This window comes from Robiginitalea sp. SC105 (genome assembly GCF_014243345.1).
GTDB lineage: Bacteria > Bacteroidota > Bacteroidia > Flavobacteriales > Flavobacteriaceae > Robiginitalea.
The window spans coordinates 727,566-742,756 of sequence record NZ_JACLZF010000002.1 but is presented as its reverse complement, the minus strand read 5'-3'; the positions used below and the strand labels follow the sequence as shown (position 1 = coordinate 742,756).

Genomic DNA, 15,191 nt, shown 5'->3' with positions numbered 1-15,191 from the left:
GCCATGCCAGGGGGAACTCGTCAGGCGGCCGGGAGCTCTTCAGGCTGGCTGTAAGGGTCCGTCATGTTGCTCGGAACATACACAAATCGACCCCGTGCCCGTCATTCGGGGTGCTCCGGTTCGGCCAGGAGGGCTGCGACCGCCTCATTCCATTGCTGCTGCGCGGCACGGTTCCGGGAATAATCCGTTTCCGCGTCGTAGCGGTTCTGGAAATCCGACAATTCCCGGTTGACCTCTGTAAAGATCCGGCGGACCTCTGCCTTAACATTCTCCGTGAATATTCCCCCTCGTAAGCGGCCACGGAATTTCCGGGCGAATAATTCGGAGATGTCAAAATGCAACTGCTCGTGGCTGAGCACCACCTGGTCGCAGAGCTCCGGATGGTACCAGGATTTATCGGGATAGAAAAAAGTGCTTACCTCAAAATCAAGGGAATACCCGCCCTGGGAACCCAGGGCCTTATAATTGTAACTGATGCCGCTGGCGGTAGTTGCGGCCACCCGGCGGCTTTGGGGAGGCTCGGCCCTGAAATCGGACCAGGCCAGCCGGCTATCGGGCTCCCAGCGGATGGGAGCCGTTTCCTGGGTAAGGGCCAGCGGGCAAATCCCCAGAAAAATCAAGCCGATAACCCTCCTTACATAGTCCAAAAAAAACGGATATTCTTTTCGATGTCTTCGTGCAGGCTCAACATTACCGGACAGGTCATCCCGGTGCGTTCCAGGATCTTCCGGTCTTTGGCGGAAACCTCCCCGGGCAGGTACACATCGAGGTCGATGCGGGAGATCCGCCTGGGGGCTGCACTCATGTGCTTGGTCACTTCGGCAGTGGCTCCTTCCAGGGCCACTTCCAGGTCCCGGGCCTTGATACCCATGACTGTGAGCATGCAGTTGGCGAGCCCGGTAGCAACCGTATCCGTGGGGCTGAAGGCCTCCCCCTTGCCGTGGTTGTCTATGGGGGCGTCTGTCAGGTAGGTACTGCCCGAACGCAGGTGAGTGCATTCGGTGCGCAAATCACCCTTGTAAACTACTTTTGATGTCATGGTCCCTGTATTTCCACAATGCGCAGCCCGTCGTACATCAGGATGTAAGAGGCGGTGTTGAAATACCCGGACTGCAGTTTTTTGATGTAATTGAACGTATTTCCGGTGTATCGGGTAGCCCCGATCTGGTCGGCTGCTTCAAACAGGTCGAGCTTGTAGGCCAGCCGCAGGAGGAGGTCCATCCCCAGGTCAAAGCCCCGTACCGCATACCGGTCAGGTTCCCCGCCGAAACGCTGGCGGTAGCGGCGCGTAAAGGACGAAGTTGCTGCCGACCGGTAGACGGAGGGGAAGGTGAATTTCAGGTTGGAGAGGTGGGTGGCCGATATCACCTCGTTTTCAAAGGCCCTGCTGCGGTTCGTGCTAAACATCCGCACGCGGGTTTCCTCCGTATTGGCGGAATTCAGGATGGAACTCACGCTGGAAGCTATCTTGAAATCGTTCGTCTCCACAAATACCCAGTTCTCCTTCTCTTGCGAAAGGGCCTCCATGAAGGCCTCCCGGTCAAGGGAAACGTTTTTTTCCTCCTCCTTGAGCGGCACCAGTTCAGCCCCGGGGAAGGCCTGCAGGATCTGGGACTCGACCTCCCGGTTCGCCTGGTCGGAGATGATCAGGATATTCTGGTCCGTGACCTGCTGTTTCATATAGCCCAGCATGCGGCGGCGGAGTTCTGCCTCGTCGGTATAGGTGTAAAAGATATTCTGGAGCGGGAAATCCTCGTTGATGGGCACCGGGGCGATCACCGGTACGCCCAGGTCGGATGCGCGGGCTGCCACTTCCTGAATGGAGCGCGGCTCCAGCGGGCCGATAATGGCACTGACATTGCCCAGGTCTTCACTCAGGAGCATGTTCCGGACCCGGTCGGCGCTCAACTGGGTATCGAAGGTCCTGACGTCCACGGAGATCCCCATGTCCGCCACCGAGTCCAGGGCTACCAGCAGGCCGGAATAGAGGCCCAGGCTGTATTTGAGTGCATTGTTGTTGCGGATGCGTTCCCGGGTTTTTTCCTCGTCCTGCAGGTCCAGGCGGTCCAGGCGGAAGGGAAAAAGGACGAGCAGCCGGGGCCGGTTAGCCGTATTGATGCTGTCCCTCAGGTTGAATTCGTCCAGCACCAGGGCATTCTTTACTTCCAGGCCTTCGGCCCGGTCCCTGGGCAACTTCAGCACCATCCCGGCTTTCAGGCCGGTGGCCAGGTCCGGGTTCAGGGCGCGGAGTTCGGGCCAGCCGATTCCGAGTTTCCGGGTCAGGGAAAATTCCGTTTGTTTGGGCTTTACCTCATAAAAAATAAAATTCGAGGCATTCACGGCGCTGGTGTCCGCTTTCTTTTCCGGCAGGCGCAACCGCATACCCTCCTGCAGGTTGCCCCGCTCCAGGATTTCCGGGTTGAGCCGGATGATCTCTTCCCGGCTGATGCCGAATTCCTGGCTCAGGCTGTAGAGCGTTTTTTTGGGCGGCACCGTATAAGACCGGTAAACCTCGGATTCCTGCTCCTCGATCCCGGAACCTGCCAGCCTGGGTACCCGCAACTCCTGCCCCTCTGCCAGGTAGCTGGTACTGCTGGGCAATTCGGGGTTGAGTTGCAGCAGGCTGTCGATGGTGATGCCGAATTTATGGGCGATGCTCCAGCGCGTTTCCTTGGGTTGCACCATATAGGTATCTAGTAATTCCTCGAGTTCCTCGGCTTCCCGGTAGGCTTCCGAGAATCGGGGAACCCTCAGGACCATGCCCTTTTGAAGGGACCGGGAATAGAGGTCCGGATTGTATCGTTTGAGTTCTTCCTCGCTTACCCTGTAACGCTGGGTGATGCTGAACAAGGTTTCCTTTCGGCGGACCCTGTGGGTGAGGAAAGTTACCTGGGGTGCCCTGGCCGTAGAGTCCTGGGCACTACCCACGGCAGGGCGGTTGGCCAGGGTGTTGTTGCCCGATGAGGGGATGACCAGGATCGTATTCGGGCGCAGGGAACCGTCCGGGTCCACCTCCTTGTTGTATTTGAGCAGGTCCTGGGGGCTTACCTGGTATTCACTCGCTATGGAATAGAGGGTTTCCCCCCGTTTCACGGCGTGGGTACTGAATTGCTGTGCCTTGGCCTTGCATCCGATGGCCAGGCAGCATAGCAGCAGCAGCAGGTACTTTAAGACAACGTTCATGTTATTCCCATTCTATGGTCGCCGGGGGTTTGGAACTGATGTCGTACACCACCCGATTTACCCCGGGCACCTTATTGATAATGTCATTTGAGGTCTTCTGCAGAAATTCGTACGGCAAATTGACCCAGTCGGCCGTCATCCCGTCGGTGCTTTCCACTGCCCGTAAAGCTACGCATTTTTCATAAGTGCGTTCGTCCCCCATTACCCCGACGCTGTTCACCGGAAGCAGCATGGCGCCCGCCTGCCAGATCTTGTCATACAGCCCCCATTCGCGGAGCCCGCTGATAAAAATATGGTCTACCTCCTGCAGGATCGCAACCTTCTCCCGGGTGATGTCGCCGAGGATCCGAATGGCCAGGCCGGGGCCCGGGAAGGGGTGGCGGCCGAGGCGTTCCCCCGGGATGCCAAGGCTGGCACCCACGCGGCGCACCTCGTCCTTGAACAGCATCTTTAAGGGTTCCACCACTTTCAATTTCATAAAGTCCGGCAGCCCGCCCACGTTGTGGTGGCTTTTGATCGTTGCCGACGGCCCACCAGTGGCGGATACCGATTCGATGACATCGGGGTAGATGGTACCCTGACCGAGCCACCTGGCATCTTCCACCAGGTGGGCCTCGTCGTCGAACACCTCGATAAAGACGCGGCCGATGATTTTGCGTTTGGCCTCCGGGTCCGATTCCCCTTTGAGGGCATCCAAAAAGCGTGCCGAAGCGTCCACACCCTTGATGTTGAGCCCCATGTCCTCATATTGGTGGAGGACTTCCTCAAATTCGTTTTTTCGCAGCAGGCCATTGTTGACAAAAATACAGTGCAGGTGCTTCCCGATCGCTTTGTGCAGGAGCACGGCTGCCACGGTGGAATCCACCCCCCCGGAAAGGCCGAGGATCACCTTTTCGGTCCCGATTTTCTCCCGCAGTTCGTTGACGGTGGTCTCCACGAAGGCGGCCGGCGTCCAGCTCTGCTCCAGGCCGGCAATATCCACCAGGAAATTCTTGAGGATGATGCTCCCGGCAGTGGTGTGGTATACCTCGGGGTGGAATTGTATCCCGTATATCTTTTCCGAGGCGATCTTGTAGGCTGCGTTGGGCACGTCGTGGGTGCTCGCGAGCAGCTCCGCCCCTTCCGGCAGCTCCTGTATCGTATCGCTGTGGCTCATCCACACCTGACTGTTCCGCGGCACCTCCTTCAGGAATGGGTCCAGTGCCACGTGGGCCAGTTTGGCCCGGCCGTACTCCCGGGTATTGGACGGTGCCACATTGCCGCCGTTGAAATGGGCAATGTACTGGGCTCCGTAACAAATGGCCAGGATGGGTTTATGCCCTTTGATCCGGCTCAGGTCCGGATGGGGAGCGTCTTCCGCACGGGTCGAGAACGGGGAACCCGAAAGGATTACCGCCTTGTAGGGAGAGAGGTCCCCGGGCAGTTTGTTGTAGGGTTTGATTTCGCAGAAGATATTCAGTTCGCGCACCCGCCTTGCGATAAGCTGGGTATACTGGGAACCGAAATCGAGGATGAGAACGTTATTTTGCATGGGCAAAAATAGCAAAAACCCACAAGGTGCAACGGGGTTTTTACCGGAGAGTTTTCCCAAGGTTATCGACAGGCACAGCAGCCCGGCGGGTAGAAAGGGCGTTAAAACGCAGAAAAGTATACATTTAAACCAACACTATCATTTAAATTACATAATTATCTGGTTTAAATACAATTAAACCTTTTCCTACAAAATGATTTTGGTTCGTTTTGACGGGATTCGGCGGCCATTCCCGGCACCTCCGGGACCCGGAAACGAAAAACCCCGGCGGAATCCGCCGGGGTTTTCGTTCTCCCGGTCTCCCGGGACAAAACCAACCTAAACACATGAACTAATTATGACACAAAATATGCTAATTCAAAATTGCATTTCGCTGAGGAAATTACCCCCGCTGCAGCTTGTTGCAGCGGGAGGCAATTGACTCCTTTTTCATAGCAACTTTGATTATATAACAACCAAAGGGAACAATACCCTACCTCCCTCCCGAATTTTTTTTAATTTTAAGTAAAATCCTCCTGTCATGACCGAACGGTACTGGAATAAAATTACTGCGGAACTCCTGGCCGGGACCCGTGAATCTGACCATCCTTTCCGGTATGCCACCCTGGCGACGGTCGGCCTGGAGCAGGTCCCCCGACTCCGTACGGTCGTCATCCGGGAGTTCGACCCGGAGGAGGTTCAACTTATTTTCTACACGGATTCCCGCTCCAAAAAGATGCTGCACATCAAGGAGAACAACAAGGTAAGCCTGCTTTTTTACCATCCGGAGAAATTGTTGCAACTGCGTATGGAGGGGATTGCGATGAAGGAAAGGGACGGAGGGACCCTGGCAAGGCACTGGTCCGGGATCAAACCGGAATCCAGGAAGGACTACACCGTCAGCCAGACCCCCGGGACGGAGATAAAAGGGCCGGACCAGCTCGAATACGTGGAACGGGATGATTTTTTCACGGTGATCAATGTACACCCCTTCCGCATCGAGTACCTGCAACTGAAGCGCCCGAACCATATCCGGGTGCGGTTTTCCAAGGACGCCGACAACTGGCGGAGTGAATTCCTAGTCCCCTAGCGTATCCAGGATGATCCGGATGTCCTCCTCCGTGGTGTCCGGGTTGATAAAGCAAAAGCGGAGTACGGTCTCCACCCCCCCAACCCCCCGCCATTTGGTCGGGGTGACCAGGGAAATCCCTGCGCGGTGGTTCCGGTAGGTCCATTCGTAGTAGTCCTGTGGCTCCCATCCCTCGCGCCGGAACAAAACGCACGACAGGCTCGGCTCCCGGACGAGCTCCAGCCCGGGGTACTCCCGGATGAGTTCCCCGGCCCGCACCGCCAGCCGGATACCTTCTTCCACCGCCTCTTTGTACTTATCCGTACCGTGGGTCGCCAGGGAAAACCACAGGGGCAGCCCCCGCAGGCGACGGGTGAGTTGGATCTGGTAGTCGGCCGGATTAAACCCCCGGGCACCCTCGTCCTTGAATATATCCAGGTAGGATCCCTCCTGGGAGTGCACTTTCCGCGCCTGTTCCGGGTGCCGGTAAATGACTGCCCCGCAGTCGTATGGCGTAAACAGCCATTTATGCGGGTCAATGGTCACACTGTCGGCCGATTCAATGCCCTTGAAGAGGTGGCGAACCGAATCCGCTGCCAGTGCACCGCCCCCGTAGGCAGCATCCACATGGAACCACAGGCCCCGCTTCTTGCAAACCCCTGCAATCCCTTCCAGGTCGTCCACGATCCCCGCATTGGTAGTGCCCCCGGTTGCCACGACCCCGAAAAGCCGTCCGCGTTCCGATTCGGATAGGCCCGAAATGGCTGCGTCCAGGGCCTCCCCGCTCATCCGGTCTTCTGTGTCCACCAGGCAGACCTCGGCGTCGATGACCTTGGCCATGGCCTTGATGGAGCTGTGTGCCCCGATGGAGGCCATGACAATGCCCTTCCCGCTGCGCGTCCCCCCGCCATCGCGCCAGACTTCCCGGGCGGTGACCATGGCCGACAGGTTGGCTGCCGTCCCCCCGCTGGTAAAGACACCAAAGGCGCCTTCCGGCAGGCCGGTGAGGGAAACCAGCCAGTCCATGGCCCGGTTTTCGCAAAAGATCCCCCCGGCTCCTTCCATCCAGTAGGCCCCGTGAATAGAGGATGCGGATGTCACCAGGTCGAACATGATGGCGGCGCGGGTGGGTGCGGCTGGGACAAAGGCCAGGTGGCGCGGGTGGTCAATGGGAACTGTGGCCTTGACCAGCACGTCCCGGAACAGCTTGAATGCCTGTTCCCCCCCGATGCCCTTTTCGGTCACCGTCTCCCCCACCAGCTTCCGGAGGTCCTCTTCCTTGCGCGGGATCCCCAGTTCAGGATCCCGGACGGTGATCCGGTTGATCGCAAATTTCATGACGTCCAGGGTCATTTCGACCGTATCGATATCCAGCGTATGCATAAAACGGTTTTTGGCAAAGATAGGGTTCCCGGTTTCTCAGCCGGTGCCTCAGGGACGATAAATCAGTACTGTGAAATCGGGTTCGAGGGGTTCAAAGGCGTCGAGGAGGGAAGGGACCCACCGGTTGCCCAGTTCCATGTAGAAGTCCGAAAAATTCCGGGTCCGCTCCTGCAGGTTGCCATTCGGGAACAATGCTCCTTTGAGGGCAGTCAACCGGTTGACGTGGTCACGGAGTTTGCGTTTCTGGGCCTTCAAAAGGCGTTTTTCCAGGTGGTCCAGACCCTTGAGCTGTTTTACTTCCTGGGCCTTGACCGCCCCCAGGAAGGACGGGTCCGTCTTTTCGGCCAACCCGTACAAATCGCGGAATTGTTTTTTGAGGTGCTCCCGCTGCGGGCTGAAATCGATATCGATGTCCGAAATCTGCCGGATCTTCCGGTTGATCAACTCGTGCTCCTCCAGGAACAGTTCCGGGAGGGTCACCCCCAGCTTCGCCGCCTTGTCTGCCTGTTTCTCCGACAAAAGCAGGGCGGAATTCCGCAACATGAGTATCGGAAAGGGGATTCCTGCGGCCTTGAAATAGGCCCGGAGTTCCAGCCAGTAGGCGATTTCCCCTCCCCCGCCTATATAGCCGATATTGGGAAGGATCACCTCCTGGTACAGGGGCCGGGTAATGACATTGGGCGAGAACCGCCCCGGATGAGTATGCAGTTCCTCTTCCAGCTCCTCCCGGCTGAACCGCAGGTTCGTGCCAAGGACCCCGTAGGTCCCCTCCTCCTCCACGATCCTTTCCCGCAGGCCGTCCTCCATGTAAAACAGGTTGATTTCCCTGGGGTTCACCTGCACCGGATAGGCGTCCTTCACTGCCTGGAGTTGCTGTGTAGTCCCGGATACGCAGCGGTGGGCGAGGCCCTCAAACAGGTCCTTTTCCATTTGGGGCACAAAAAGGGCTTTCAGGCGGGGGTCGTCCGCATCCAGGATGACCAGGCCTTCCCGACCGAAAAGCCGGTTGACCAGAAAGCGCGTTGCCGCGGCCAGACTGGGCTGCTCCAGGTAGGCCGATTCGAATAATTCCCTGAGTTCCCGCGCATACTGCCCCGGCCCGAGGTCCTGGGCAAACTGCCCGGCGAGCTCCTCCAGGCCGTCTGTCGCCATCCGGCCAACGGGGCCCCCGGATTCCCGGTTCCACCGAAATTCCTTTCCCTTGAAATTAAAGTGGTTGATCTCCTCAAAATCGTGGTCCTCTGTGGCCATCCAGTAGACGGGGACGAAGATATGGTCTGGGTAGGCAGCCTGCAATTGCCGGCAAAGCGCAATGGTGCTTGCGATCTTGTAGTGAAAATAAAGCGGTCCGGTAAAGAGGTTCAGCTGGTGACCCGTCACCACGGTTACGGTTGCCGAATCGGCAAGGGCACCCAGGTGGCCGCGGGTGGCTTTGGAAAGTTCCATCCCACGGTATTGCTCTTCCAGCACATCGCACAGGATGCGCCGGTGGTCTTCCGGGTAGGCATCCAGTTTTTCCAGGAGCTGTTCACGGAATGAGGGCAATCCGGGGTACCGTCCGTAAAATGGCTCCAGGCCCGGGGATGCCTCCAGGTAGTCATTGATGAGTCCCGAGAAGAAGCCCGTATCTTTAAAGGGGATGCCTTCCTTGCGCATGAGTTGGTTTGTCGGACTCAAAGATACGGTTCACGGGTATTGGAATTCCTAAAAATTCGTTAAGAATCCCCGGCCCGGCTGGCAAAAAACCAGCCGACTCCGCCGGAAACCACAATGGGGGACTAGGAGGATTTGGGGAAGATTCCTTAGATTTGGGCACCCGGAAAAACCGGGGCCAAACCCATCCCTATGAAGCATTTTATCCTCATGGCTTTGTTCCTCCTGGCGTTGCCCGCCGGAGCCCAGGACCTGCAATCGCCGTCCGAATTCCTCGGCTATGAACTGGGAACCCAGTTTACCCGCCATCACCGGGTAATGGATTATTTCCGGTATGTAGCCGCAACCCGCAGCGGGGAGGTAACCCTCAGCCAGTACGGGGAGACCAATGAACGCAGGCCCCTGGTAACGGCCACCGTATCGTCGGCTGCCAACATGCAGCAGCTCGCGGAGATCCGGGAAAACCACCTGGCTGCGCTGGAAGGCGGTGGATCCGGGGGACCGGCCATCGTTTGGCTGAGCTACAACGTGCACGGTAATGAAAGCGTGAGTACTGAGGCTTCCATGCAGACGCTTTACGAACTGCTGACTTCGCGGAACAGCTACCTGGAAAACACCGTGGTCATCCTGGACCCCTGTATCAACCCGGACGGGCGCGACCGGTATGTCAACTGGTACAACCAGTTTAAAAACACGCCCTACCAGGCCGACCCGAACAGCAAGGAACACCACGAGGGCTGGCTGAGCGGAAGGAGCAACCATTACATGTTTGACCTCAACCGGGACTGGGCCTGGCTCACTCAGAAGGAGAGCCGGGAACGGCTGGCGGCCTATAACCTCTGGATGCCCCATGTGCATGTGGACTTCCACGAACAGGGGGTGGATTCCCCCTATTATTTTGCACCGGCCGCAGAACCGTACCACGAAGTGATCACCGATTTCCAGCGGAGCTTCCAGGAGACCATTGGCCGCAACCACGCAAAATACTTCGACGCCAACGGGTGGTTCTACTTCACCCGGGAAGTATTTGACCTGTTCTACCCGAGTTACGGGGATACCTACCCGACCTATAACGGGGCTGTCGGGATGACCTATGAACAGGGGGGCAGTGGCCGGGCCGGCCTCGGGATCCGCACTTCCATCGGGGATACCCTGACCCTCAGGGACCGGATTGACCACCACCTTACCACCGGCCTTTCCACAGTGGAAGTCGCTTCCGCCAATGCGGAAACCCTGAGCCGGGAATTCCGCAAGTTCTACAGCGAACCCGGAGATTTCACCTATAAGAGCTATGTACTGAAGGGGGACGCGGATAAGATACAGGCCCTCCGCACCCTGCTGGAGGCACACCGGATCCGCTCCGGCTTTGCCAGCGGGGGTACGGTACGCGGCTACGATTATCTATCGGGCGGGACCGGCAGCATGCGGACAGGGCAGAATGCCCTGGTGGTTTCCACCAACCAGCCCAAAGGCACCCTGGTCAAGGTCCTCTTTGAGCCCGATGCGCGCCTGAGCGATTCGCTCACCTACGACATTACGGCCTGGTCCCTCCCCTATGCCTACGGCCTGGAGGCCATCGCCTCCGAATCCCTGGTCCCATCCGGGGAGGCATCGATGCCCGGGGAAGCCCCCCGGACGATCCAGGCCGCAAAATCCTACGCCTACCTCACGGACTGGGACAGCATGAAGGACGCGCGTTTCCTGGCGGACCTCGTGGGTGAAGGCATCCGGGTGCGCCGCGCCTCGAAGCCCTTCCGCATCGAGGGAAACAATTGGGGGGCAGGCACCCTGATCATCACGGCGGGGGATAACCAGCATTTGCCCGGGTTTCAGAATACCCTTGAATCGGTCCGCAACCGGCACAACAAACACCTGACCCCGGTATCCACCGGGATGGTGGAATCCGGCAAGGACTTCGGGTCGGGTTATGTGGATGTTATCCGGAAGGCACGGGTCGCCGTGCTGTCGGGCGAGCCCACTTCCACGCTTTCCTTTGGCGAGATCTGGCACTTTTTTGAACAGCAACTGAATTACCCCCTCACGGTGGTGGATACAGACTATTTTGACCGGGTGGACCTGAGCACTTATGACGTACTGGTGCTTCCGGACGGGCGCGGATACAGGCGTTTCCTGACAGAAAGCCGGGTAAAATCGCTGAAGGAATGGGTGGCCGCAGGCGGCCGGCTCATCGCGATGGGCAATGCCCTGGATGCCATGGGCGGGGACAGCGGGTTCTCCATCAGCCGTAAGGAAAATGCATCCGTGAATGACGAAGAAGACACTGAGGAACCCCTGTCCTACGAGTCGGGTCAACGGGAACGTATCCGCAGTGCAATAACCGGGGCGATCTTCCGGACCCGCGTCGACCCCACCCACCCCATGGCCTTTGGATATGGCGATTCGTATTTCAGCCTGAAACTGGGCAGTGACGCCTATGAACTCCTGGATTCCGGCAATGTAGCCTACCTGCAGGACAAACCGGTTCCTTCCGCGGGCTTTGCAGGAAGCGAAGCCCTGAAACAAATCCCGAACAGCCTGGTGTTCGGCGTGGAAAACCACGGACGCGGACAGGTGGTGTATTTTGTGGACAACCCGCTATTCCGCGGGTTCTGGGAGAATGGCAAGCTGTTCTTCGCCAATGCACTTTTCATGCTCAACTAAGAACCTAAAAAAAACCGGCCCGAGGGCCGGTTTTTCTGTTTTATCCCACCAGGTCCGGGGCAAACTGCCCGATTCCCGGGGGACTGTAGCACAGGGCAGCATCCAGGTCCACCCCTTCGATGGGGACCACCCGTTGGGCTTCCCGGTCCCATTCGATCCGGCGTCCGAGTTTCCAGGAGAGCCCGGCCATATGGGCCGAAATTGCCTCTTCGAAGCCCTCCTGAATGCCACAGCTTACTTCTCCCCCGTTGCGGATGGCACTCAGCCACTCGCGCATATGCAGGAAGGTGGAATCCACACGTTTGCCGTCAATATACGTCCACATCAGGCCCTTGTCCGCAAAATACTGGGAAGTAGCCGAGGAGACCCCGTCAAGGGCTGTAGCTGCAGGGTTATAATGGTAAATGGGGGACTGAGGCTCCATCTTGCCCGATTCCAGCATCTCTGCATACCGGGTGGACCTGCCGTCCGGCCAGACGGTCAGCTGGTTCCCCAACTCCATGCTCCCGTCGTGGCCCATGAGCATGGTAGGCCGGCTCAACCCGTTGCCGAGCGTGGCGCTGTATACGAAAGTCATCCCTTTGGCCTTGCCCGAGGGTTGGCTGCCCCGTGTGTTGAAATCCGGGAATTCCATATTGGCCTGGAAAACATCCGGCACATTGCGACCGTCCCGGTGGGTATAGATCCCGCCGGAAGCCATGACCGAGGAGGGAATACCCATGCCCAGCACACAGTTAAGGCGGTCGTAATCATGGGTGAGCAGGTCGCCGGAAAGCCCGGATCCATATGCCCACCATTTCCTCCAGCGGAAGAAGTGATTTTTGTTGAATGGGATTTCCGGGGCGTTGCCCAGGAATTGGGACCAATCAATCGTATCCGGGCTGGCGTCGGGATGGATGTCGTAATTCCAGGCGCCATTATCGTCGTTCCGGTTGGTATTGGTCGTAATCAGGGAAACGTGTCCGAGGATCCCTTTATCCACTATATCCCGTGCCGTCTTAAAGCTCAGGGTCTGCCGGTGTTGGTGCCCTACCTGGAGGACGGCCCGGGAATTCCGGGCTACCTCCCGGAGCTCATAGGTCTCCGAGAGGGTATGGGTCATGGGTTTTTCCACGTACACATGGACATTGTTCCTGAGGGCTTCCATCGCCATGGGCGCGTGCCAGTGGTCCGGGGTCGCAATGACTACCGCCTCCACTTCCCCGCTGGCAATCATCTCCTGATGGGTAGCGTAGCGTTTTACCCTGACCTCCTCATCGGAGAACGACCGGATCGCTTTTTCCGCCCGGACGTCGAAAATATCGCAAACCCCGACAATCCGGATATTGAGCGGCTCCTGGTTGTGAAAATCCTCCAGGGCGGTAAAGGGCCTGCCTTCCTCCCTGGCCAGTGCAGCTTCTTCCTCCATTGCCGCAATCCATTCGTCGGTGGCATAGCCGAGGGACCGGCACAGCTGTTCGCCCCGTATGCCAAAGCCGATAATACCCAGTTTTACAGGTTCTCCGCCGATCCCCTGTACGGCGGCGGGAAGGCTGGGTTGAATATTCAGGGTTTCCAGGATCGCGTTTCGCGCCCGTTTTTTACCCACGGTCCCGGCGGCACCTGCCCACCATACGGCACCAAGGATGGGGATGCCCCCCAGCCCCAACAAGGCTTCTCTGCGTGTCCAGCTCATGATAATTCGGTTTTAGAAGTGGTTTTTACAAATACCCGGTTCAGGCCAAAAAGCTGGCCCGTGGGCTGCAGGAACAGGATCCAGCAAGCCGCAAGTTCAATCAGGTTTTTATTGACCAGCCAGTAGCTGCCCTCCGTGTTTAACTGTGTCAGACCCGGCAGGGAGGGATGCGCCAGATAATACAGGGCGAGCAGTCCCATCCCGGCAATGGCCCCGGCTTTCTCGAAAATCCCGAGTATCAAAGTGATCCCTACAAAGACCAGGGCCAGCCAGTTCAGCGTGTCTACCCAGGGCAGCAAGGAATCCGAAGCCAGGGAGGCAAAAACCTCCTTAAACGGCCCCTGGGCGGATGCCAGGTACCCGAAACTGGTCCAGTCCGGGTTGTAAAGCTTGACGATCCCCTCATAGAGGAAATGCCAGCCAATTAAAATCCGCAGGAGGACGAGTGCGCCGCCCAGCCTCCGGTTCATTTGAAGATGCGACATAATGGAAAGGGTTTAAGTGAATAGTCGGTTTTACAGCGGTCCGGAAGGGGTCCGATCTACAAATCTACCCCTCGTTACGGTCCAAAACTATGACAGGTGTCAGGTTTTAAGGGATTGGGAACCCCGAGGGTCAGCCGCGTGCAGCCAGGGTGGTGATTGCCTCTACAAGGTGTTCCATTTCCGCCTCCGTATTGAAGACGTTGGGGGTTATGCGGCAACCCCGGACCCCCGCCCCATCGATGGCTACCGTATAGATGCCGAATTCATCGAACAGGACGTCTGCCAGCCCGGCAGGGGTCAGGTGGTCGACCCCCACATTGGCGATGGCACAACTTCGCCTGGGTTCCTCCGGGGTATTGATGCGGACGCCTTTCACACCCCGGAGGGGCTCGGTCCAGGAGCGCTGCAAATGGCGGAGCCTATCCGATTTTCGCTCAAGGCCCAGTGCCTCGAGATAATCCAGGGCCGCATCGATGGCCAGGTCGGTGTGTACCGGGTGGGTCCCCGTATGGTTCAGCCTGCCGATGTCGGTCGGTTCCCGGTGGTGTTCGGCCAGCAACGGCCAGATCCTGGGGATGTGTTCTTTCCGGACATATAACATGCCTGCCCCGAGTGGGGCCGCCAGCCATTTGTGCAGGCTGGAACCGTAATAATCGCAATCCAGCGCTGGGATATCCACCGGGAAGTGCCCCACGCAATGGGCCCCGTCGACCAGTACTTCCACACCGTGGCTGTGGGCCATCTCGCATATTTTCCGGATCGGCAGGATCTGCCCGGTGATATTGACCATGTGGCATACCATCAGCAACCGGGTCCGTGGGGTAATGGCCGATTCATAGAGGTTGACGATTTCGGCATCGGAGGCCGGGTGCAAAGGAAGCGACACCACCCGGTTTACGACACCGAAGCGGGCGGCCACCTGCCCAAACTGCATTTGCATGGCCCCGTAGTCCTGTTCGGCGTAAACGGCCTCATCCCCGGCCTTCCAGGGATAACCCCCGATGATCATGTCCAGGGATTCGGTGGTGTTGCGCGTCAGGATCAGCTCATCGGCCCCGCAGCCCAGCAATCCGGCCAGGCGGGCAGCTATACGGGCCTTGTTCTCCCATTGGACGGTACGCATGTAATAGGCTCCCTCCCGGTTGACCATGCGGACCTTTTCCAGGAAGGCCTCCAGGGTTGGGCGGGGGATAATATTGTAATAACCGCTCTCCAGGTTGATGTATCCCTCCTTGAGTTCGTAGTCGGCGCGTACCCGTTCCCAGAGCTCGTTGCCCTGCAGCCCGCGCAGGGCAGCCGGGGACCCGGAGCGGGACCCCGTCACGAAAGGCTTTGGGGGGTGGACTCCGGTACCGGAAGGAAATGCCGGGCCAACTTCGTGGGCGGTCGCATCCAGGGAACGGGCCGCTGTTGCCCCCGGGTGCATCAAAAAGGGAGAGGCTGCAGCCAGCTGCCCCATGCGTTTCAGGAAGGTGCGTTTTTCCATCGGGAGGTAGTTTGAATTCCGGATAAGTTAAGAAATCTTTGGCTTCCGGATATGGCCGGAAAATGGTAACTTGGATAGGCATTCCG

11 protein-coding genes are annotated in these 15,191 nt (G+C 58.1%); 2 read left to right on the top strand and 9 right to left on the bottom strand.

Annotated features, from left to right (window positions below; all coding sequences use genetic code 11):
* Window positions 1–101 precede the first annotated feature (101 nt).
* Genes H7F20_RS12520 through guaA form a run of 4 tightly spaced genes read right to left on the bottom strand, consistent with a single transcriptional unit; the run spans window position 102 to window position 4,714 of the window.
* Window positions 102–647 (bottom strand): DUF922 domain-containing protein, encoded by a 546-nt coding sequence (locus H7F20_RS12520; RefSeq protein WP_185786514.1) that lies wholly within the window; start codon window positions 645–647, stop codon window positions 102–104.
* On the bottom strand, window positions 635–1,039 hold the full coding sequence (locus H7F20_RS12515; protein WP_185786513.1) for an OsmC family protein: 405 nt from the start codon (window positions 1,037–1,039) through the stop codon (window positions 635–637). The genes H7F20_RS12520 and H7F20_RS12515 overlap by 13 nt, the downstream gene beginning before the upstream one ends.
* Window positions 1,036–3,183, bottom strand: coding sequence for a LysM peptidoglycan-binding domain-containing protein (locus tag H7F20_RS12510; protein WP_185786512.1), 2,148 nt, complete (start codon window positions 3,181–3,183; stop codon window positions 1,036–1,038). The genes H7F20_RS12515 and H7F20_RS12510 overlap by 4 nt, the downstream gene beginning before the upstream one ends.
* Window position 3,184: 1 nt before the next feature.
* Window positions 3,185–4,714 carry a glutamine-hydrolyzing GMP synthase gene (guaA, locus tag H7F20_RS12505; protein ID WP_185786511.1) on the bottom strand — a complete coding sequence of 510 codons (1,530 nt, stop codon included), beginning with the start codon at window positions 4,712–4,714 and terminating at the stop codon, window positions 3,185–3,187.
* Between the two features lie 520 nt (window positions 4,715–5,234).
* On the opposite strand from guaA, the gene H7F20_RS12500 reads away from it, so the two are divergent.
* Entirely contained in the window at window positions 5,235–5,783 is a 549-nt protein-coding gene (locus tag H7F20_RS12500) for a pyridoxamine 5'-phosphate oxidase family protein (protein ID WP_185786510.1), read from the top strand.
* Here the strand turns inward: H7F20_RS12500 and H7F20_RS12495 are convergent.
* The gene (locus tag H7F20_RS12495; protein WP_185786509.1) at window positions 5,772–7,145 is read right to left on the bottom strand and encodes an aminotransferase class V-fold PLP-dependent enzyme; all 1,374 of its coding nucleotides are present in this window, start codon (window positions 7,143–7,145) and stop codon (window positions 5,772–5,774) included. The two genes, H7F20_RS12500 and H7F20_RS12495, sit on opposite strands and share 12 nt — an antisense overlap.
* 48 nt (window positions 7,146–7,193) lie before the next feature.
* Window positions 7,194–8,801, bottom strand: a complete 1,608-nt coding sequence (gene bshC / locus H7F20_RS12490; protein ID WP_185787158.1) for a bacillithiol biosynthesis cysteine-adding enzyme BshC — start codon at window positions 8,799–8,801, stop codon at window positions 7,194–7,196.
* A 189-nt stretch (window positions 8,802–8,990) separates the two neighbouring features.
* Here bshC and H7F20_RS12485 point away from each other — a divergent pair, with 189 nt between their 5' ends.
* Window positions 8,991–11,459: a M14 family metallopeptidase gene (locus tag H7F20_RS12485; RefSeq protein ID WP_185786508.1), complete on the top strand. Its 2,469-nt coding sequence runs from the start codon at window positions 8,991–8,993 to the stop codon at window positions 11,457–11,459.
* A gap of 40 nt (window positions 11,460–11,499) precedes the next feature.
* On the opposite strand, the gene H7F20_RS12480 is transcribed toward H7F20_RS12485, so the two are convergent.
* From H7F20_RS12480 to H7F20_RS12470, 3 genes are all read right to left on the bottom strand, one after another.
* The gene (locus H7F20_RS12480) at window positions 11,500–13,134 is read right to left on the bottom strand and encodes a Gfo/Idh/MocA family oxidoreductase (protein ID WP_185786507.1); all 1,635 of its coding nucleotides are present in this window, start codon (window positions 13,132–13,134) and stop codon (window positions 11,500–11,502) included.
* A complete protein-coding gene (locus H7F20_RS12475; RefSeq protein ID WP_255444090.1) occupies window positions 13,131–13,619 on the bottom strand; it encodes a DoxX family membrane protein in 489 nt (162 codons plus the stop codon). The genes H7F20_RS12480 and H7F20_RS12475 overlap by 4 nt, the downstream gene beginning before the upstream one ends.
* 130 nt (window positions 13,620–13,749) lie before the next feature.
* Window positions 13,750–15,105 (bottom strand): aminotransferase class V-fold PLP-dependent enzyme, encoded by a 1,356-nt coding sequence (locus H7F20_RS12470; protein ID WP_185786506.1) that lies wholly within the window; start codon window positions 15,103–15,105, stop codon window positions 13,750–13,752.
* Window positions 15,106–15,191: the final 86 nt, after the last annotated feature.